Source organism: Arthrobacter sp. D2-10 (genome assembly GCF_054161285.1).
On sequence record NZ_CP096431.1, the window covers coordinates 500,071 to 518,456 of the forward strand.

Below are 18,386 nucleotides of genomic sequence, written 5' to 3' on the forward strand. Positions count from 1 at the left end.
GGACGGCGAAATGCGCACTACCGCCACCCTGTTGGAAGAACTGGTCAGCGGGGTGGATCCTGCGCGGTTGCTCGTAGACGAAGGGTCACTCGCCAGCTACTCGCGGGATCAGGGCCCCGTAGCGGTGCCGGCACAACCTGGAGTCGTTGTGCTGGCGGAGACTGTTGACGAGGTACAGCACGTAATGAGGTGCGCGTACCGTCTGGGCGTTCCGGTGGTTCCGCGCGGGAAGGGCACGAGCCTGTCCGGCGGTGCACATGCCCTCCAAGGTTGTGTCGTCCTGAGCCTCGAGCGGATGAACCGCATCCTTGACGTTCGTCCCGAGGACGAGTTGGCCGTCGTGGAGCCTGGGGTAATCAATGCTGACCTAAACCTTGCGGCCGCTCCTCATGGCCTCATGTATGCGCCCGATCCTGCAAGCCATGCCATCTCCACAATCGGCGGGAACGTTGCCACCAACGCGGGTGGACTCCGATGCGCGAAGTACGGGGTGACGCGCGACTCCGTGCTCGCTCTGGACGTCGTGCTTGCTGACGGCACGCTCATCCATACCGGGCACGCGTCGTTCAAGGGTGTGGCCGGGTACGACCTGACGGCACTGTTTGTCGGTTCGGAAGGAACACTGGGGGTCGTCGTTGGCATCACAGTGCGGCTGAAGTATCTTCCTGTGCAAACGCAGACCCTCGCCGCCTTCTTCGCTGATCTTCCGGCTGCAGCCGCGGGGGTTCTCGCGATCGGTGCGGCGCGGGTCCAGCCAGCCATTCTCGAGCTTCTCGACGGCAATACGCTTCAGATCCTCGATTCAGCGTTCAAGTCGGATCTCTCGTCCAAGGGTGGCGCGCTGCTACTCGTCCAGACCGACGGGTTCGGCGCGGAGGCGGAGGCCGCCGTCGTGCGCGAGGTTCTTACCCGCGCGGGTGCGGCGGTCGATACGGAGGACGGCACTGAGGCCGCCACCCTTCTCGACCTGCGCAGAAATGCGCGGGGTGACGGGGTCGACGACGACTTCCGGGTGGGTGAGGACGTCGCCGTCCCACGCTCCCAACTGGTGCACTACGCTGCGGAGCTCGAGCGGATTGCGAGGGAACACGATGTGCGGCTGCGCCTGGTCGCACACGCGGGCGATGGGAACCTGCACCCCACCTTCTGGGTTCCCCGCGCTGAGGGGGCAACGGGCATGAATCGCCTGCACGTCGCCCTGGACGAATCCGTGCGCGTCGCGCTGACCCTGGGCGGGACGATCACCGGTGAGCACGGTGTCGGGCAGTACAAGCTCCAGTGGCTCGCGTGGGAGCAGGCTCCCGAGGTGCTCGCGCTGCAGCGGCGGATCAAGGAGGTCTTCGACCCTCGCGGAATACTGAACCCAGGCAAGGCAATTCTCTAGGGACGCCGGAGCACTTTCGCCGTGATTCGCGGGTAACCGCTGGTGCCCTATGGATAGACTGAAAGCAGCAGCGCCGCGGCGGGTGCCGGTGGCAATCACACTTAAGAGATGGGGAACAATCGTGTCAGATAACACCACGGGTCAGCCCGGCCACAACGACGGCCAGGATGATGCATCCCGCTACCCCGCAGGACAGCAGTGGCAGCAGCCGACGTCGGCGGACCAGCCGTATGGGCAGCAGCCTTCGTCCCACCAGCCGTACGGGCAGCAGCCTTCGTCCCACCAGCCGTACGGACAGCAGCCTTCGTCCCACCAGCCGTACGGGCAGCAGCCCTCATCGGACCAGCCGTACGGGCAGGCGCCGGTCGGCTACGGGCAGGGTTCGCCCTACGGCACACCGGGAGGGTACGGCGGGGGTTACGGCCAGCCCGCTGAGAACCCCGGCAGGACGCTCGGCATCGTGGGCCTGATCTGTGCCATCATCTGGCCTATCTCGATCGTCGGTCTGATCATCTCGATCATCGCCATGGTGAAGTCGCGGAAAGCGGGAATGGGTAACGGCTTTGCCCTCGCAGGCATCATCATCGGTGCTATCGGCGTGATCACGGGCATCATCGCGATCGTCGGCCTCATCGCGCTGATACCTTTCTCGCAAGAGGTCGTCGAATTCTGCCAGACCGCGGGCCCCGGTGTTCAGGAGTTCCAAGGCCAGGAGATTGACTGCAGTCAGCTGGTTCCATAAGCGGGAAGAGATAGCAGGCTGGCCTACACAGCAGAGCGTCCGCGGATCGGGGTATTAGCCCTGAACCGCGGACGCTCTCCTCATTCTGAGGGACTGACCTCGAGACTCAGCTGCCCTCCTGCGCTCCTCCGCTGATGATGTCAAGCGTCTTGGTGTCGGCGGTCAGCATGATGGCGGCTTCGTCGCGACGGTGCCGCAGCACGGAGTCCAGGTAGGACTGCACAGCTTCAGCGAGCGGAACGTTCCGGTCCTGCTTCTCTGACATATACCACCGGTGCTCAAGCACCTCATGAACCACCTCAGCGGGCTCGAGCTTCCCGCCCAGCTCACGGGGGACAGCCCGGACAATGGGCTCAAAGACCTGCGCCACCCACTGGTGGGCGCTGATCTCCTCATCCAGGCCGGGGCTGTTGTCTGCCCGATAGGCATCCATGTCATTGAGCAGGCGCCTGGCCTGGTTCTCCTGGGCGTCGATCCCGGTGAGACGGATGAGGCGGCGGCTGTGGTGGCCGGCGTCGACCACTTTGGGTTGAAGCTGAATCTGCGACGTCTCGGAGACAGTCTTGATGGCGTATTCTTCGACGTCGAAGCCGAGTTCATTCAGGCGGCGGATTCTCGCGTTGACGCGCCATCGCTCGCCCAGTTCAAAGGACTCCTTGTCCGTCAGCTCGGCCCAAAGCCTTCGGTAGCTGTCCATGATGAGTTCGCTGGTGGCCAGGGGGTCCACCTTCTCCTCGATGAGGCCGCCCTCGGCGAGGTCCATGAGCTCGCCTGCGATGTTGACCCGGGCGATCTCGAGGTCGTACTCACGTTGCCCGGTGGAGAGCTCAGGGTAGAGCTCGCCGGTCTCCGCGTCCACCAGGTAGGCGGCGAAAGCGCCGGCGTCGCGCCTGAAGAGTGTGTTGGACAGCGAGACGTCGCCCCAGTAGAAACCGATGAGGTGAAGGCGCACGAGTAGAAGCGCCTGAGCGTCAATGAGGCGCGTCAGAGTGTCCTTCCGCAGCATCTGGGAAAACAGTGCGCGGTAGGGCATGGAGAACTTCAGGTGACGGGTAACGAGAACCGGGTTGAGGTCCTCGCCGTCGGCCGTTTGACGGCCCGAGATGACGGCGACGGGCTCGACGCAGGGAACATCGAGTCGCTGCAGTTTGCGCAGCATGTGGTATTCGTGCCGGGCGATGTGCTCGCTGGTTTCCTTCACGGCAATGACGGAACCACCCAAATGGGCGAAACGGACGATGTGCCGGGAGATGCCGCGCGGAAGCGCGGCCAGATACTCCGCGGGCCATTCCTCCAGTGCAAGGTGCCACGGCAGGTCCAGCAGCTCGGGATCAGTTGCGGCCGCAGTGATGTTGAGCGATCCCAGTGATCCCTCACCAAGGGCGTTCCTCGAGCGGGGCAGTTTGCCGGGCTGATCGTAATCCGTCGGCTCGTGATGCCAGTTGGCTTGGTTCGAATCAGTCATATGTTCCGTCTGTCCTAACAACAACGATGGCCCCCGTCGGTTGAGTTTACCGTCAACCAACAGGGGCCACCGCGGGATGTGTACTAACCGCTCAGTGGGTCAGGATGTTACACATGGTCCGCCAGGCGGAGACCATCCTTGGTGTCGAAGAGGTGCACGTGGCCCTTCTCGGGGCGCACGTAGACGGTATCGCCCTTCATCGGAGGACGGCGTCCGTCGACTCGTGCCACGATGTCGTGGTCCCGGCCGTTGAGGGTGGTGTGGCCGTAGAGGTACGCGTCTGCGCCGAGTTCCTCAACGACGTCGACCTCAACCTGCAGGCCTTCACCGGCGGGAGCGAGGGCGAGGTCTTCGGGACGGACACCCAGCGTGACGGTGCTGCCGTGTGCGTTGCCCAGCACATCGCGGGGAACCGGGTAGGTGGTGTCACCGAACTGTACGCCGGCCTCCGTGGTGGGAAGCTCGAGCAGGTTCATGGCGGGGGAGCCGATGAAGCCGGCTACGAACACGTTCTTTGGGCGCTCGTAGAGGTTGCGGGGGGTATCGACCTGCTGGAGGATGCCGTCCTTCAGAACAGCCACGCGATCGCCCATGGTCATGGCCTCGACCTGGTCGTGCGTCACGTACACGGTGGTGACTCCGAGGCGCCGGGTCAGTGAGGCAATCTGCGTACGAGTCTGAACGCGCAGCTTGGCGTCGAGGTTCGACAGCGGCTCATCCATGAGGAAGACCTGGGGGTTACGGACGATGGCGCGACCCATGGCAACACGCTGGCGCTGACCGCCGGAAAGAGCCTTCGGCTTGCGGTCCAGGTAGTCCTCGAGATCGAGCAGCTTGGCGGCTTCACGGACGCGCTGAGCACGTTCCTCCTTGGAAACGCCCGCGATCTTCAGGGCGAAGCCCATGTTGTCGGCAACGGACATGTGCGGGTACAGCGCGTAGTTCTGGAAAACCATCGCGATGTCGCGGTCTTTCGGGGGAACGTCGGTGACGTCGCGGTCACCGATCAGGATGCGTCCGGAGTTGACGTCTTCCAGGCCGGCCAGCATGCGGAGGGAGGTGGACTTTCCGCAACCGGAGGGTCCGACGAGAACGAGGAATTCGCCGTCTGCGATCTCGATGTTGAGCTTGTCTACGGCGGGCTTCTCGGTGCCCGGGTACAGGCGAGTAGCCTGGTCAAACGTTACCGTTGCCATGTTTTTCTTATCCTTTTCACGGGCAGGTACGTGCCCGACGATCCGTTGTGAATGGAAAATATTCAGTTGAAGCGATTCACAGCGACGGAGGCCGAGTGGGACCCACCGTGAACTGCGTCACAAGATAAGAGTATGCACGAAGTCAGGCGGAGACGCCAGCAGTACGGAGTGTTACAAGTTCCTGAAGCACCTGAACGAGCTGCTCGGGTGAAGTGATGCGGTACTCCGCAGCGGTATCGCCGTCGCCTACCTTGATGCCGACGTCAGGCGCAGTGAGAGTCTTCAATGCATGCTCATCGGTGACATCATCACCCGCGAAGATTACCGCTGTTGCGGCGGTCAGCTCGCGCAGGGACTGTAGCCCCCGACCCTTGTCCGCCTGCACGACGGAGAGTTCAAGGACGTTCTTCCCGTTGCTCAGATGCACACCATCCACGGCTGACAGGGCGGTGCGCGCCGCCGTCGTCGCTGACTCTGCTGTCTCGACGTCAGCGGTCCTGGTGTGCAGAACGACGCCGGCCGGCTTCAGCTCGAGCAGCGTGCCCGGGTGTATGTCAACTACCTTCTGCACAGCGTCCGTGGCCCGACGGAGAATCTCCGCCTGTGACGCGGTCAGTTCAAGCGGAGCGCCATCCGGGCCGGTCCATGTCTCCGCTCCGTGGCTTCCGATCAGCAGGGTTTCCGGTTCAGGAGAGGCGACCGAGCGCAGACTCTCCAGCGCGCGCCCGGAGATGAGCGCCGTCGTCGTGCGTGGAAGTTGCGCCAGTTCACGCAGCGCTGCCGCTGACCCCGGCAGCGCGCGTGCGTCCTCTGCGCGGTCAACGAGCGGCGACATGGTGCCGTCGAAGTCGAGGGCGACCAGAAGGGTGTCTGTGGCGGCTGCCGTAGCCAGCGCGGAGAGCAGTTCAGGACTGAGTGACTCAGACAAGGAGTTCCTCCCGGGCACCGTTCTGCAGTTCGGAAAGGAACGCTTTGGACCAGCGCTCGACGTCGTTCTGAAGCACCTGCCGGCGCATGACCCGCATCCGTCGGCCGGCCTCGGTGGGAGTCATCTCGAGCGCCGAAAGGATGGCGCTCTTCAGTCCGTCGATGTCGTGCGGATTGACGAGGATGGCCTGGCGCAGGGTGTCCGCTGCCCCGGCGAACTCGCTCAGCACCAGCGCGCCGCGGTTGCCGGTACGCGCAGCGACATACTCCTTCGCGACCAGGTTCATTCCATCCCGCAGCGCAGTCACGAGCATGACGTCCGCTGCGAGATACAGCGCGACCATCTCCTCCACGGGGTAGCTGTGGTGGAGATAGCGGATAGCGGTGTTCGCGATGGTGTCGTAGGTGCCGTTGATGCGGCCGACGGCGCCTTCCACCTCTTCCCGCAGCAGCCGGTACTGCTCCACACGTTCCCGGCTGGGGCTCGCGACCTGAATGAGCGCAGCGTCCTCAACCTTGACGAGCCCGTCGGCAAGGAGCTCCTCGTACGCCTTCAGGCGGTGGCCAATGCCCTTGGTGTAGTCGAGGCGGTCAACGCCGAGCAGGATGTGCTTGGGATTTCCAAGCTCACGCCGGATCTCCTTCGAGCGTTCGATGATGTCCGGGCGGTTCGCCAGGTCGACGATCCGCTGGACATCGATGGAGATGGGGAACGCCTCTGCCCGCGACACGTAGTCGGGTGAACCGTCGACGCCCCTCACCTGAACCTGTTGCTGGCGGACTGCCAAACCCAGGAAGCGGCGTACGCAGCGCAGGAAGTTGCTGGCGTCACTCGGCCGCTGGAATCCGATCAGGTCCGCGCCGAGCAGGCCCTCGATGACCTGGCGGCGCCACGGGAGTTGCGCGTAAATCTCGAGCGGAGGGAACGGAATGTGGTTGAAGAAACCGATCTTCAGATCCGGCCGCGCCTCCCGGAGCATCTTGGGAACGAGCTGGAGCTGGTAGTCCTGCACCCACACTGTTGCGCCCTCGGCAGCGATCGACGCGGTTTCCGCAGCGAATCGCTCGTTGACCTTGCGGTACGAGTCCCACCAGTGCCGGTGAAACTCAGGCGGCGCGATGACGTCGTGATAGAGCGGCCAAAGCGTTGCGTTGGAGAAGCCCTCGTAGTAGAACTCGACCTCGTCCGCGCTCAGGGGCACGGGAACGAGCCGGATGTCGCTGTGGTCGAAGGATTCAAGGGTTTCATCTGCCGCGCCATGCCAGCCCACCCATGCGCCGTCCGCCTTCTCCATCACGGGAGCGAGCGCGGTCACCAGACCGCCGGGTGACCGCCGCCAGGTGCCGTTTCCGTCGTCGTCGTTCACGCGGTCAACCGGAAGCCGGTTGGACACAACAATGAATTCGAACTCACCGTACGTGGTGTCACCTGGTTGCATACTGTCTCCCCTGACGATGGTAGGCCTACTGATGACTTTAGCCGGTCGGGAAGGGGAGCTGCGCGGCTGCGGAGAGGGCGGGGGAGTCACCTAAAATGGTGTGAAGACGCAACCGATGTGGAACAACGAGGACTGATGACGCCCAGCACACCCAGACCCAGCAAGGCCCAACGGAAGTCGGAGGCGCGCGAGCAGGCGCGGTTGGTGATGGAGGACCGGCAGCGACGGGAGAAGCGCGCGTCGTTCCTCATCAAGTGGGGTGTTGTTGCGGCGGTAGTGGCGATCCTCGTCATCGTCGGCCTCATCGTCGCTGGGAACATCCGCACTCAGGTGCCCGACGCCGGTGCCGCTCCCGCGCACGGAAACGAACACGGCGGCATCGTGCTTACGTCCACAACGGAACTTGCGCCCGCCACGGTGGACTCGGTCGACGTCGCCTCCCTGCCCGAGGAAGCACCGAACCCCGCGGATCTGCCGCCGGGCGTTGCTGCGTCCGGCGCGGATGAACCCGTGCAGGTTGTCGCCTACGTCGACGTCAACTGCGTGCACTGCGCCAACTTCGAGCGGACGCATGCGGAGCAGATCCAGACGTGGCTGGATGAAGGTGCCATCACCTTCGAGTACCGGAACGTCGCATACCTGGACCCCAATTCACAGACCAACTATTCGTCCCGCGGTGCCGCCGCGCTCGCCTGTGTCGCAGACACTGCGCCTCAGGCCTACTGGGACTTCTCAGCCGCTCTGTTCGGCAACTTCGAAAACGGGGAATTGTCCGACGTCGAACTTGCCGACATGGCCGCGACCGCAACTGCCGGCGACATCTCCGCCTGCCTCGAGGAGGACACCTTCCGGCCATGGGTGAAGTTTGGAACGCAGGCAGCCGAGACTTACGGCATCACTGGTACGCCCACAGTGTTCGTGGACGGCGAGGAAGTCCCGGACGCGGTGAGCGACTTCGCCACGGTCGCGCAGGAGAAGATCGCGGCGAAGAGCTAGCTGATTTCCTGCCGACCGCGGCGCTGGGCTAATCTTGTGTAGCGCTGTTGAAACCGAAACGACGACGACGGCGCGGGCTGGCTCAGCCAGCATGCCTCCTTAGCTCAGTTGGCCAGAGCACCTGTCTTGTAAACAGGGGGTCGCCGGTTCGAATCCGGCAGGGGGCTCCCACACAAAAAACCCCTCCTGACCGGGTATGTCCTGGCAGGAGGGGTTTTTTCGTGCGCGCCTGACGGCGCATCGAAGTCAGCCGACGAGGCGCTTGGCCCGCTCAACGGCCTTGCGAAGTTCGTCCTGTTTGGTCTTGCGCGAGAGCGACTGCGGCCCGACACCGGGCGCCTTGATAACGGTGACGCGGGGCACCCTGTCCTGTAGGTGCTTGTCCCAGGTCTGCTGCACGGCGTCGCTGCAGAGCAGCACCACCTCGAGACGCGGAAGAAGCCGCAGGACAGAGCCCAACGCCTTCGCTCCGGCTGTGCGGTTGTCCGCGTTGGGGTTGGGCGCGAGGAACGGGACCATGTTCCACATCAGGACGCCGTCATGCAAACCGGCGGAATCTCGTTCAATCCAGCAGCGCTCGGCCGAGCTGTCAGGGTTGTCGACTGACACGATGCCGGTGCCGCCTTCGGAGAACAGATCTTCCTGCGGGCGGTCGAGGACAAAGAGCACGCGTGCCTGGTCTCCGGCGTCTGCGGGGTCGAAGTGGGGGACGGGAGTCGACCGGGCGGCGGCATACGCGGCGCGCCACTGCTCCAGGCTTTGAACGTGCGGGGCGGTCGCCAGCATGGATCGGCGGTTCTCGAGGACCGCTTCGTCGGCCAGGGCTTGCGGATGGTCGAGGTACATACCTCCACTGTATCCGGGTGTGTTCACTTCGCCTGACGGAGGTGAGCTTCGCTACAGAGTCTGATCCACGTCAGGCGGGGTGGGAGTACTTCACTGCCGGAGGTCGAAATCCAAATCAAGGCATTCGGGATTGGACAGCTCCCGCCACGCCGAAGTGACCGCCGCCGTAGGTAGGGCGGCCGCAATGGGCATACGGTCAGCGTCGACAAGCTGAGCGAGGTCTAACCCGGTGAGAGCGGCGATGTCACGGATCGGGACCTGGAACGTGCGAAACGGACCAAGCGGGGGAGCGGCGTCCATCGCGCCGGGCCGTTCTATGTCGGGAAGCTCACGCAGCTGGGGCGTCTGATCCACCACGTAACCGGTGGCGGCAAGCCCGCCCTCATGAAGAAAAGCCGCCACCTTGAAGTACATGAGCGGGATGCCGGTTCCGCGGTACACCGGATCCCGATCGCTGAAAACCGGCCCCGTGAAGACAACCAGACGCCGGCCGTAGTCCGCAGCGTTATCCAGCAGGTAGGTTTCAAGCCCGAGCCACAGATCAAGGCTTTGATTGAATTCCGCGGCCTGTGGTGCTGCATTGGTGTAGAAAAAGGTGTCACTGTTGGCCTGCGCTGCTTCCGTTTGCGTCGCGCCCCACACAGCCGACGCCCGACGCACCAGATGCCCCCGGTCGATGTCATTGCGGGAGTAGAGCCCTGCGCCGGTCTGCATGCTCTCTCCCAATCTTGGATCGAGGCGCCAGTCGATGCCTGACCGGTCCATGTCCATCAGATGGGAACCATCGATGCCGAGCGCGGTGACCGCCGCGAGGCGTTTGTCACTGCGCATCAGTATGGAGAAGTGCGTGTAGGGCAACAGAGTGGTCTCGAGCATCGCCAGGGCGGGCACCGGCAGGCCGATGCCGAGAAACTCCTCGTCGAAGCCGGCTCGGTCGGAGAGATCGTCCGCGGTGAGGAACCGCGGCTCAGGCAAAGGTGCGTTCATTGGCGGAACCTATCACCGTCGAATGGACGCGAGATGAACGCCGGGCATCAACGCAGGTCAGGCTGCTCGTTCCCAGGTGACGCTGTGCCCCCAACCACCATGGTCGATGTCAATTGGCCGGCCGTCCTGGTCATGGCACGTGTCCACGGGCTCGCCGAACGCCTCACAGGTGGGGTCGGAACAGCGCTCCGACATGGTGCCCACGTATTCGTCCGCAAACTCGAGCTCCCACTGATCGACCTGGCATAGTGCCCAGGCGTCCCCCTGGTCTGCAAGGTCGCGAAGTTCTTCGATGCTGTACCGGCGCCCCCGCTCGGGGTGGCGGACAGGTGTGGTCGGAGTGGTGTGGGAAGTGGCTGAAATGTTCATGCGCCCAAGGTACTGCGCGCCTCCGACATTTTTGAGGGATGGGTCAGGCGAGTCCCGAACCCGTCAGCTTTTCACCGGCTGCAGAGACGACTGCACAGCAACGACGTCCGCCCCATAGCGGGCGTCGTACGCGCTTTGCAGAGCTCCGTCGTCGTAAGTCACCGTGACAAAGAGGTAGCCGTTTTCAATCCAGGTCATGAGAACGTCAGGATCGCTCGATATGGTGGATTGCAGGTCAGCCAGTTCGCTTTCGGTCCCTGCTCCGGGATTCGTGGGGTCCGTCCTGGGATCGATGTTGGCGGGAGGATCGTAGAGAGCCAGCGGCGTCGGCGGCCGGGTGACCGTGAAGGTGGTGCCATCCCACCTGCCCTGGACAGCATAGGTTCCCCAGGTGACACCGTTCGCGCTTTCTGAAGCGTCAGCCTTCGTCCAATCCCAACCGACGATCTCGGGGCCGGAACACTGCGGCGGATAGGACTCCATGACGGGTCCCAGGCAGAGCATCGCCGGCCCGTCACCGGTCGACAACACTGTTCCCTGGCCGATCAGCTCATCGGAAGCCGGTCGAGGTGAACCGCTGGCAGGACTTCCACCCGGTGAAGTCACGGCACCACAACCGGCCAGCAGCAGAGCGGTCAAGGTCAGCGGAAGCAGGATTTTCACCAGACGGACTCCAGATCAGCGTGTACGGCGGCCAGCAGCCGGTCCCTGTCGTGGATAACGTCAACCGGCCGCTCGCCGTGAAGTTCGCCGTTCGCGACAACGAACCATTGCAGGATGTGACGGTCTTTCCAGCCAGCAGCAAGAGCGATCTCCGCAACTTCGGCCATGACCGGCCGGACGATGCGAGCGGTCTTGTCGAACTGAAATCCCGGGTACAGAACGCGCCCTGCCTTGGTGGCAACACCGAGAATTCGGCGTTCCGCTGCCAGGCATCCGGCGGGGGGCCAATGGGGGCCGAGCAGGGCGTCGACATCGGATCCGCTCAGCAGCCCGAACTCCAGTTCGATCGCCACCCACCGCGCGCACGCGGCCCTGATGGAACGCGACACCGCGTCCTGATAAGCAGTCGCTTCACCAACGACTCGGGCTGAGCCGCTTCTCATAGGAACAAGGTACTGCTAGCGGCTGCTCAAAAGAACAGTTGATGGATATTTGACATCGAACCGCGACCTCCCGCGATTACGACGACGGGGAGCAAGCCTCATTGAGCGCCTCGACGGACTCGGCGGGCACCTGGTCTCCCGCCGCAGCGATGTCACGAAGAGGGCCGGTGATTTCCGAGGGAACGCCGGCGGTTTCAGCGGTTTCTACCAGCCCTCCCAGGATTTCCCGGTCCCGAGCGCTGACGTTGCCGTCGTTCACGAGGGAACATACCTGGGATCGGACTTCCTCCGCGGCGGCCCCGGCAACCTGCGACGCCGCATCGCTGGCTATCCCGCCGGCGGTCTCCTCTATCTGGCTGCAGCCTGCGAGCAGGGCAGCGACGGGCACGAGCAGGCAGAGTGCAGCAAGTTTCTTCACTTTCCCAGTCTAGGTGCGCAACCCAGGCACACCTCTAGCGTTCGAGGTCCTCAGGGTCGAACTGGCTGAGTGGCGAGCCCCCGAAGTTTGCAGAGTCATCACTTGCATCGGCTTCCTCCTCGCTCATGGGATCGCCGAAATCGACGTCGGCGGCTGCTTCGCCAATGGTCGGTTCCTCCGGCGGAACCTGCTCGTCACCGTCGCTGAATCGGACATCTTCGGTTTCGTCGCGGAGGCTCTGGTCGCTTGTTTCCAGTCCCGGACCGCCTACACCTGGCTCATCCTGCAGCAGCGGATCCTGTTCCCAGTTGTCCGGGTCTACCTCGGCAGCACTCGGGTAGTCGTCCGGCTGGCCGTCCTTCACCGGATCCAGCGCCTCCGGAGCGAGCGACTGGTTTGCTGCCTCCGGTTCCTCGCCGACCACGTTCAGTTCCTCATCGGGGAGATTCTCAGTCATGACCGATCCTTTCGACGATTCTGTAGGAGCATCGGCTCCCGGTTCAGTAAGCCTACTGATCATTTTGGGTCGAGGCTAGCCGAACCAGTGACAGGAGGCTGCCGCGAATGGAACGGCAGCCTCCCATACCTAGTCGCCTACGGCATCCCGCCAGCTGTGACGGGGGCTGAACCCCAGTACTTTCCGCGCCTTGTCGATTGACAGGAGCGTTTCATGTTCCCCAACGTCCTTCGTGACCTCAACACCGGGGAACACCTCGGCAGCGAGGGAAGCACTTGAGCGGTTCATCACCGTGTCGCCTGCGGCGATGATGTACCTGTCGAAGCCGTTTGGCGCGTTCTCAAGAGCCCGAAGCACGGCCTGTGCTCCGTCCCGGCCGTCGATATAGCCCCAGAGGTTCCACTTCCGCAGCAGGGGGTCGGCATCGAAGGACGGGAAATCCGCGTAGTCTTCCGGGTCCATGACGTTGGAAAATCGCAGCGCCGTGATGCTCAGGGCCGGATCCCAGCGGGTGAACTGGATAGCCATTTGCTCTTCAAGGTGTTTCACCAGCGAATAGGTACTTTCGGGACGCGCGTCATACTGCTCGTCGACTGGGATATACGGAGGATCCTGATCGAAGGGCAGCCCGAGAACAGTCTCACTGGAGGCGTACACAATGCGCCGGATGCCGGCCCGGCGGCACGCCTGGAATACGTTGTACGTCGCCAGCATGTTGTTGTGGAAGGTGGCAGCATCCGGGCGCAGACCCGGCGCCGGAACGGCGGCCAAATGCACGACGGCGTCGAACCCCGAGTGCCGATCGTCCACTCCCATGATCGCGTCTACGACGTCGCCATAATTGGTCAGATCGATGGACAGGAAACCCGGGCCGCGCTCGCCGTGCAGGTCGAAACCGTGCACTTCGTGTCCCGCTTCACGCAGCCCAGCGACGACGCTGCGCCCGAGCTTGCCGCTCGATCCGGTGACCGCGAGCCTCACGAGGGGCGCTTGTCGGGTGAGGTGGTCTTTGCAGGATCCGTTTCCGCCAGATGCCCCACAGCCTCATCGATTTTCTTGAGGAGAGCAGGCTCCAGCGTGACACCGGCGGCCGCGACGTTCGATTCAACCTGCTCGGGACGGGATGCACCGATAATCGCTGACGCGACGTTCGGGTTCTGGAGCACCCAGGCGATCGCGAGCTGCGCCATGCTCAGACCTGCTTCGTCCGCGAGCGGCTGCAGCTTCTGCACACCGGTGAGAACCTCATCGGACATCCAGCGCTTGATCATGTCAGCGCCGCCCTTCTCATCAGCCGCGCGCGACCCCTTCTCGGGATCCTGGCCGGGCTTGTACTTTCCGGTCAGCACACCCTGCGCCACGGGAGACCATACGATCTGTGAGATGCCGAGCTCCTCCGACGTCGGCACGACCTTCTCCTCAATCACCCGCCACAGCATCGAGTACTGCGGCTGGTTGGAGATGAGCTGGAAGCCCAGTTCCTTCGCCAGCGCATGACCGGAGCGCAGCTGGTCCGCCGTCCATTCGCTGACACCGATATAGAGCGCCTTGCCCTGCCGCACAACGTCGGCAAAGGCCTGCATGGTCTCTTCAAGAGGTGTCTCATGGTCATAGCGGTGGGCCTGGTACAGGTCCACGTAGTCAGTCTGCAGCCGGCTCAGCGAGCCGTCGATGGACTCCATGATGTGTTTGCGGGAGAGCCCCGAATCGTTGTGGCCCTTGGGGCCGGTGGCTCCCCAGACCTTCGTGAAGATCTCAAGGGACTGCCGGCGCTCGCCCTTGAGGGCTTCGCCGAGAACAGTTTCAGCGGCGGTGTTCGCGTAGACGTCGGCGGTGTCAAAGGTGCTGATTCCGGCGTCGAGAGCCGCGCGCACACACTGGGTGGCGACGTCGTTCTCCACCTGGGAACCATGCGTCAGCCAGTTTCCGTAGGTGATTTCCGAGATTTTGAGTCCACTGTTTCCGAGGTATCTGAATTCCATGATTTCGATGCTATCCACGTGCTTGCCCACCGGTATAGGGCAAGAGTCCGGTGACGTAAGCCTGGCACCGCCAACGGCTACACTGAATCGACGCCTGCCGACCAGTTGTGATTGAGGACCATGGGTACGTTTACCGCGCGATTTGCCACCGAGGAAGAACGCAAGAACTGGGATTCTCTGGTCACAGCCAACCCGAACGGCGGCAATCTCCTGCAGTCTGCGGCTTTCGCCGAGGTCAAGTCCCATCATGGTTGGAAGCCGCTCTTCCTGGCCTTTGAATCAGCGGAATACACCACCTATAACCTCGTCCTGGAAAAAAAGGTCCCCCTGCTCGGGAGCCTCTGGTACCTCATCAAGGGTCCGGACGTGGCCGCACCCGAGGATGTTCCCGCGGTCCTGCAGGCTTGCAGTGCTTTCATCCGCGAATCCGGGCTATCAGTATTCGCCGTGAAGGTGGAGCCGGATATCGTCGACAGCGAGGACGTGCGCACGCTCTTCCGGCGCGCAGGTCTGGTCAAGGCCTTCAACCTGCAGCCCAATGACCACACCGCAATTCTCGATACCACTCCCGAACCCAACCAGTTGCTGCGCAACCTTCACTCACGGGGGCGCAACGCTGTCCGGCGTGCGGAGCGTGAAGGCGTCACCGTTGAACGGATGGAGCCCACGGACGAGAACTTCCGCACGATGTACGGCCTCATGGCGCACATTGAGGACCGCTCGGCGGCGCGCCTGCGTTCATTCGAGTACTACCAGCGCTTTTGGTCGAACTTCGTTGCTGCAGGGCAGGGTCGGCTCTACTTCGTGTATGAGGACGGTGAACCTTCGGTAGGTGCGTTCGTCATCAATTACGGACGGAAGGGCACTTACAAGGACGGCGGCTCCAGGCCGGGGCGCTCCCAGTACGGTGATTCTCATCTCGTTCAGTGGCGGGCAATCAATGACCTCAAAAGCGAGCACAATATTGTTGAATACGATTTCTGTGGCACGCCGCCAAGTGACCAGCTGAAAGACAAGAACCACCAGCATCACGGTCTCGGTCTCTTCAAGACAAGTTTCACCAAAACGGTCACGGACTTCGTTGGCTGCTATGACCTGGTGCTCAGCCCGATGAAGTACCGTGCATGGCAGAAACTGGGCGAGCGGGTCATGCGGCAGGTGTATTGGCGCCGCACGCACCAACCGTTCTACTAAACCGCAACACCTCGGGAGTGGGGAACACGCCCGGGTCAGGAAGGGGCTAGAAGTGGCAGACAAGACCGGTGCCGACAAGCGCCGGAGCCCGGATACCAACCCCTCCCCGGTGGCCGAGCAGCTGCCCGTCGTGAGGCCGCCGGCCGTGCCGGGCAAGGCCAAGTCCAAAATAGCGAGGAAAGCCGGCCAGCCCCCGAAGGCCAACCCGACTGACGCCTTGCCGATCACCCCTCAGACGGCCCGTCCCGGCCGTCCGGACCGTTCACAGCTTGCCGCGCGCAAGATGCTGCGCCGCCTGGTCCAGGGTGAATCTCCTCCCACCCAGGCGATGAACCTTGTCGAGCGGCTCGCAGGCAGTCCCTACGCCAACCCCACGATCCAGGTGGGTGGGCCCGACGTCGGCGCCCGGCGCACGCTCGATTTCGCCCTCAGTCTGGCGGAGACCATGTTCCGCTACGGTGCGGGCGCGCTGGAGGTCGAGACGAGCATCATTGCCGTCACCGCCGCCTTCGGACTCGACAACATCGAAGTGGACATCACCAACCAGTCGGTGGTGCTCAACTACTCGGCGAAGGACCAGACACCAACCACGGTTCTGCGGGTTGTGCGCTCGTGGACCAACAATTATGCGGGCCTCACCCGTGTGCACCAGCTGGTAACCGACATCGTCGACGGCGGCGTCGACCGGGCTGAAGCCATCAGGCGGCTGGATGAGATTACGCACAGGCCCAAGCCGTTCCCACGGTGGATGGTGACCGCGGCCTTCGGCGTATTCGCCGCTGCAATCGTGGCCTTCATCGGCGGTGGACCGCTCGGTTCCCTCATCTCCTTCGCAAGCTGCATCGGTGTCGACCTGTTCTCGCGCCAGCTCGGACGCTGGAGAGTACCGGAGTTTTTCGCCACCGCGACATCGGCAGCCCTCGTGACCTTCATAGCAATGCTGATGTGGTGGCTTAACGTTCCGATCGCTCCCGCCCTTGTGGTGGTGGGCGGAATCCTGCTGCTCCTGCCTACCGGTCGGCTGGTGTCCGCTACCCAGGACGCGATAAACGGATTCCCCGTCACGGCAGCGGGACGATTCCTTTCCGCTTTCCTTGTCTTCGCGGGGCTGGTCTCCGGCATCGCCGTCGCGCTGGTGATGGGAACCTTCATCGGCATTCCGGAGCTGGACGTGACGACGTCGGAGGGATCGCAGTATCCGCTTCCCGTGGTTGCCCTACTTGTTTTCGTAGCCGTCGCGATGATCTGCATCGCCGAGCAGACGGACATGAGCCTCGTCGTCCCGACCTCGCTCATCGGAATGGCCGGATACCTGCTCTACTCGCTGGTGGTGAGCCTTGGCGTTGGATACCGTCTCGCCCCCGCCATCGCTGCCGTGCTGATAGGCATGCTCGCGAGAATCATGGCGCTGCGCATGGGAGCGCCTCAGCTCGTGGTGGCCGTGCCGGCGGTGATGTTCCTTTATCCCGGACTCACGATCTTCCGGTCCATGTATAACCTCACGACCGAGACCGGGGTTGCCGGGGCAGGTGCCATCGGGCTGTTCAACGCGCTGACCATCATCCTGGCGATCGCCGGGGGCGTGGTGCTGGGCGACAACCTGGCGCGGCCGTTCACCAAGAAGCTGAGCAGCAACGAACGGCGTCGTAACCGCCGCCGCTGATCCGCGCTAGCCCCGCAACCAGTGCACGGGTGCGGCGCCCTGTTCGGCCAGCAGGGCATTCGCTCTGCTGAAGGGACGCGAGCCGAAGAAGCCGCGGGACGCGGACAGTGGGCTGGGATGTGCGGACTCGATGAGCGGCGTCGATCCCAGCAGGGGCTTCAGCTGTGCGGCCTCCCGACCCCAGAGGATCGCCACCAACGGCTGGTCTCGGGCGACCAGTGCACGGATGGCAGCATCTGTGACGGCGTTCCAGCCGAGCTTGCGGTGGGACCCGGTTTCACCTGCCCGCACGGTGAGGACCCGGTTGAGCAGGAAGACTCCTTCATCCGCCCACCCGGAAAGATCGCCATGGGCAGGTGCAGGAGCGTCCAGGTCCGAAGCCAGTTCCTTATAGATGTTCACCAGGCTCCGGGGAAGTTTGGTCCGTCTGGTCACAGAAAAGGCCAGGCCCACTGAATGGCCGGGTCTGGGATAGGGATCCTGACCCACGATGATGACCTTGACGTGGCTGAGCGGATAGGTGAAAGCCCGAAGGATGAGGTCGGGGCCGGGCAAGAGCTGCGCGCCGCGCTGCTGCTCTTCGGCCAGGGCCCGGGCCAGTTCATGGACCTGCGGCTGAACCGGCCGCAGCGCCTCTGCCCAGCCCGGTGCCATGACGTCGTTCAGAGTGGCCGGAGCAGCGAACGGGAGCGCCGCGAACGGGAGTTCAGCGGCAGGCGATGCAGGGAAGGGCAGGGTGGGCGTGCCGTCGTCGTTCATAGTCTTATTCTGGCGCGGACGGGCGCTGCGGCTGCAGTTGTCGGTAAATGACAATGATGTGATTCGCCTTTACCATGGATCAGGAACCTCGAGCGGAAATAGTGGATGGGACGGTGTGTCGTGGGCATGCAGAACGCGGCAGCAGACATGAACCGTGAAGGGGTGGCGGGCAACCCGGAATCGGGATTGGGTGAGCGCGAGCAGCGGATTCTCGAACTTGAGCGTCAGTGGTGGAAGTACTCCGGCGCCAAGGAGCAGGCCATCCGGGAGATGTTTGATCTTTCCGCCACGCACTATTACCAGATCCTCAATGCACTCATCGATACCGAAGCAGCCCTCGCGCACGATCCCATGCTCGTGAAGAGATTGCGTAGACTACGTACGACCCGCCAACGCGCCCGTTCGGCGCGCCGTCTTGGCGTGGACGTTTAGCAACTACGCCCATCTCGAGCCAAG

The 18,386-nt window shown here is 63.4% G+C and carries 20 protein-coding genes and 1 tRNA gene; 7 read left to right on the forward strand and 14 right to left on the reverse strand.

From position 1 onward, the window contains the following. Nucleotides 1-10 precede the first annotated feature (10 nt). Together M1D74_RS02430 and M1D74_RS02435 are read left to right on the forward strand one after the other, a co-directional pair. On the forward strand, nucleotides 11-1,384 hold the full coding sequence (locus M1D74_RS02430; protein WP_458116355.1) for an FAD-binding oxidoreductase: 1,374 nt from the start codon (nucleotides 11-13) through the stop codon (nucleotides 1,382-1,384). A 121-nt stretch (nucleotides 1,385-1,505) separates the two neighbouring features. After that, a complete protein-coding gene (locus M1D74_RS02435; protein WP_458116356.1) occupies nucleotides 1,506-2,126 on the forward strand; it encodes a hypothetical protein in 621 nt (206 codons plus the stop codon). Nucleotides 2,127-2,232: 106 nt separating this feature from the next. Here the strand turns inward: M1D74_RS02435 and M1D74_RS02440 are convergent, their stop codons facing one another. The 4 genes from M1D74_RS02440 to M1D74_RS02455 all read right to left on the reverse strand — a co-directional run bounded on the left by M1D74_RS02440 (nucleotide 2,233) and on the right by M1D74_RS02455 (nucleotide 7,153). Further along, complete coding sequence (locus M1D74_RS02440; RefSeq protein ID WP_309072459.1) at nucleotides 2,233-3,591, reverse strand: DUF4032 domain-containing protein; 1,359 nt, start codon at nucleotides 3,589-3,591, stop codon at nucleotides 2,233-2,235. A 107-nt stretch (nucleotides 3,592-3,698) separates the two neighbouring features. Beyond that, entirely contained in the window at nucleotides 3,699-4,787 is a 1,089-nt protein-coding gene (locus M1D74_RS02445; RefSeq protein WP_309072458.1) for an ABC transporter ATP-binding protein, read from the reverse strand. A 142-nt stretch (nucleotides 4,788-4,929) separates the two neighbouring features. Then, the gene (gene otsB, locus M1D74_RS02450) at nucleotides 4,930-5,715 is read right to left on the reverse strand and encodes a trehalose-phosphatase (RefSeq protein ID WP_309072457.1); all 786 of its coding nucleotides are present in this window, start codon (nucleotides 5,713-5,715) and stop codon (nucleotides 4,930-4,932) included. Further along, nucleotides 5,708-7,153, reverse strand: a complete 1,446-nt coding sequence (locus M1D74_RS02455; protein WP_309072456.1) for an alpha,alpha-trehalose-phosphate synthase (UDP-forming) — start codon at nucleotides 7,151-7,153, stop codon at nucleotides 5,708-5,710. Before M1D74_RS02455 ends, otsB begins: the two co-directional genes overlap by 8 nt. A gap of 135 nt (nucleotides 7,154-7,288) precedes the next feature. Here M1D74_RS02455 and M1D74_RS02460 point away from each other — a divergent pair, with 135 nt between their 5' ends. Both M1D74_RS02460 and M1D74_RS02465 read left to right on the forward strand, forming a co-directional pair. Then, the gene (locus M1D74_RS02460) at nucleotides 7,289-8,149 is read left to right on the forward strand and encodes a DsbA family protein (protein ID WP_309072455.1); all 861 of its coding nucleotides are present in this window, start codon (nucleotides 7,289-7,291) and stop codon (nucleotides 8,147-8,149) included. 93 nt (nucleotides 8,150-8,242) lie between these two features. Next, nucleotides 8,243-8,316, forward strand: a tRNA-Thr gene (locus tag M1D74_RS02465). Between the two features lie 79 nt (nucleotides 8,317-8,395). On the opposite strand, the gene M1D74_RS02470 is transcribed toward M1D74_RS02465, so the two are convergent. The 9 genes from M1D74_RS02470 to M1D74_RS02510 all read right to left on the reverse strand — a co-directional run bounded on the left by M1D74_RS02470 (nucleotide 8,396) and on the right by M1D74_RS02510 (nucleotide 14,314). Further along, a complete protein-coding gene (locus M1D74_RS02470; protein ID WP_309070137.1) occupies nucleotides 8,396-8,995 on the reverse strand; it encodes a uracil-DNA glycosylase family protein in 600 nt (199 codons plus the stop codon). A 90-nt stretch (nucleotides 8,996-9,085) separates the two neighbouring features. Further along, entirely contained in the window at nucleotides 9,086-9,982 is an 897-nt protein-coding gene (locus tag M1D74_RS02475) for a DNA/RNA non-specific endonuclease (RefSeq protein WP_458116357.1), read from the reverse strand. Between the two features lie 57 nt (nucleotides 9,983-10,039). After that, complete coding sequence (locus M1D74_RS02480) at nucleotides 10,040-10,351, reverse strand: hypothetical protein (RefSeq protein ID WP_309070139.1); 312 nt, start codon at nucleotides 10,349-10,351, stop codon at nucleotides 10,040-10,042. 63 nt (nucleotides 10,352-10,414) lie between these two features. Next, nucleotides 10,415-11,014, reverse strand: a complete 600-nt coding sequence (locus M1D74_RS02485) for a hypothetical protein (RefSeq protein WP_309070140.1) — start codon at nucleotides 11,012-11,014, stop codon at nucleotides 10,415-10,417. After that, nucleotides 11,011-11,457 (reverse strand): hypothetical protein, encoded by a 447-nt coding sequence (locus M1D74_RS02490; RefSeq protein WP_309070141.1) that lies wholly within the window; start codon nucleotides 11,455-11,457, stop codon nucleotides 11,011-11,013. Before M1D74_RS02490 ends, M1D74_RS02485 begins: the two co-directional genes overlap by 4 nt. Nucleotides 11,458-11,533: 76 nt before the next feature. Further along, the gene (locus M1D74_RS02495) at nucleotides 11,534-11,875 is read right to left on the reverse strand and encodes a hypothetical protein (protein WP_309070142.1); all 342 of its coding nucleotides are present in this window, start codon (nucleotides 11,873-11,875) and stop codon (nucleotides 11,534-11,536) included. 34 nt (nucleotides 11,876-11,909) lie between these two features. Further along, the gene (locus M1D74_RS02500; RefSeq protein WP_309070143.1) at nucleotides 11,910-12,332 is read right to left on the reverse strand and encodes a hypothetical protein; all 423 of its coding nucleotides are present in this window, start codon (nucleotides 12,330-12,332) and stop codon (nucleotides 11,910-11,912) included. A 129-nt stretch (nucleotides 12,333-12,461) separates the two neighbouring features. Next, nucleotides 12,462-13,313: an NAD-dependent epimerase/dehydratase family protein gene (locus tag M1D74_RS02505; protein ID WP_458116358.1), complete on the reverse strand. Its 852-nt coding sequence runs from the start codon at nucleotides 13,311-13,313 to the stop codon at nucleotides 12,462-12,464. Further along, complete coding sequence (locus M1D74_RS02510) at nucleotides 13,310-14,314, reverse strand: aldo/keto reductase family protein (protein ID WP_309070145.1); 1,005 nt, start codon at nucleotides 14,312-14,314, stop codon at nucleotides 13,310-13,312. Before M1D74_RS02510 ends, M1D74_RS02505 begins: the two co-directional genes overlap by 4 nt. A 120-nt stretch (nucleotides 14,315-14,434) precedes the next feature. Here M1D74_RS02510 and M1D74_RS02515 point away from each other — a divergent pair, with 120 nt between their 5' ends. Together M1D74_RS02515 and M1D74_RS02520 are read left to right on the forward strand one after the other, a co-directional pair. Then, a complete protein-coding gene (locus M1D74_RS02515; RefSeq protein ID WP_458116359.1) occupies nucleotides 14,435-15,508 on the forward strand; it encodes a lipid II:glycine glycyltransferase FemX in 1,074 nt (357 codons plus the stop codon). Nucleotides 15,509-15,560: 52 nt separating this feature from the next. After that, complete coding sequence (locus M1D74_RS02520; protein WP_458116360.1) at nucleotides 15,561-17,171, forward strand: threonine/serine ThrE exporter family protein; 1,611 nt, start codon at nucleotides 15,561-15,563, stop codon at nucleotides 17,169-17,171. A 6-nt stretch (nucleotides 17,172-17,177) separates the two neighbouring features. Here the strand turns inward: M1D74_RS02520 and M1D74_RS02525 are convergent, their stop codons facing one another. Continuing rightward, on the reverse strand, nucleotides 17,178-17,930 hold the full coding sequence (locus M1D74_RS02525; protein ID WP_458116361.1) for a uracil-DNA glycosylase: 753 nt from the start codon (nucleotides 17,928-17,930) through the stop codon (nucleotides 17,178-17,180). Between the two features lie 126 nt (nucleotides 17,931-18,056). Here M1D74_RS02525 and M1D74_RS02530 point away from each other — a divergent pair, with 126 nt between their 5' ends. Beyond that, nucleotides 18,057-18,362, forward strand: a complete 306-nt coding sequence (locus tag M1D74_RS02530; protein ID WP_375164438.1) for a DUF3263 domain-containing protein — start codon at nucleotides 18,057-18,059, stop codon at nucleotides 18,360-18,362. The last annotated feature ends 24 nt before the right edge of the window (nucleotides 18,363-18,386 follow it).

Coding starts and splice junctions, on each gene's coding strand:
- M1D74_RS02430 (WP_458116355.1), top strand. CDS start 11: ATGCGCACTACCGCCACCCTGTTGGAAGAACTGGTCAGCGGGGTGGAT.
- M1D74_RS02440 (WP_309072459.1), bottom strand. CDS start 3,591: ATGACTGATTCGAACCAAGCCAACTGGCATCACGAGCCGACGGATTAC.
- M1D74_RS02445 (WP_309072458.1), bottom strand. CDS start 4,787: ATGGCAACGGTAACGTTTGACCAGGCTACTCGCCTGTACCCGGGCACC.
- M1D74_RS02455 (WP_309072456.1), bottom strand. CDS start 7,153: ATGCAACCAGGTGACACCACGTACGGTGAGTTCGAATTCATTGTTGTG.
- M1D74_RS02460 (WP_309072455.1), top strand. CDS start 7,289: ATGACGCCCAGCACACCCAGACCCAGCAAGGCCCAACGGAAGTCGGAG.
- M1D74_RS02470 (WP_309070137.1), bottom strand. CDS start 8,995: ATGTACCTCGACCATCCGCAAGCCCTGGCCGACGAAGCGGTCCTCGAG.
- M1D74_RS02475 (WP_458116357.1), bottom strand. CDS start 9,982: ATGAACGCACCTTTGCCTGAGCCGCGGTTCCTCACCGCGGACGATCTC.
- M1D74_RS02480 (WP_309070139.1), bottom strand. CDS start 10,351: ATGAACATTTCAGCCACTTCCCACACCACTCCGACCACACCTGTCCGC.
- M1D74_RS02490 (WP_309070141.1), bottom strand. CDS start 11,457: ATGAGAAGCGGCTCAGCCCGAGTCGTTGGTGAAGCGACTGCTTATCAG.
- M1D74_RS02500 (WP_309070143.1), bottom strand. CDS start 12,332: ATGACTGAGAATCTCCCCGATGAGGAACTGAACGTGGTCGGCGAGGAA.
- M1D74_RS02510 (WP_309070145.1), bottom strand. CDS start 14,314: ATGGAATTCAGATACCTCGGAAACAGTGGACTCAAAATCTCGGAAATC.
- M1D74_RS02515 (WP_458116359.1), top strand. CDS start 14,435: ATGGGTACGTTTACCGCGCGATTTGCCACCGAGGAAGAACGCAAGAAC.
- M1D74_RS02525 (WP_458116361.1), bottom strand. CDS start 17,930: ATGAACGACGACGGCACGCCCACCCTGCCCTTCCCTGCATCGCCTGCC.
- M1D74_RS02530 (WP_375164438.1), top strand. CDS start 18,057: ATGCAGAACGCGGCAGCAGACATGAACCGTGAAGGGGTGGCGGGCAAC.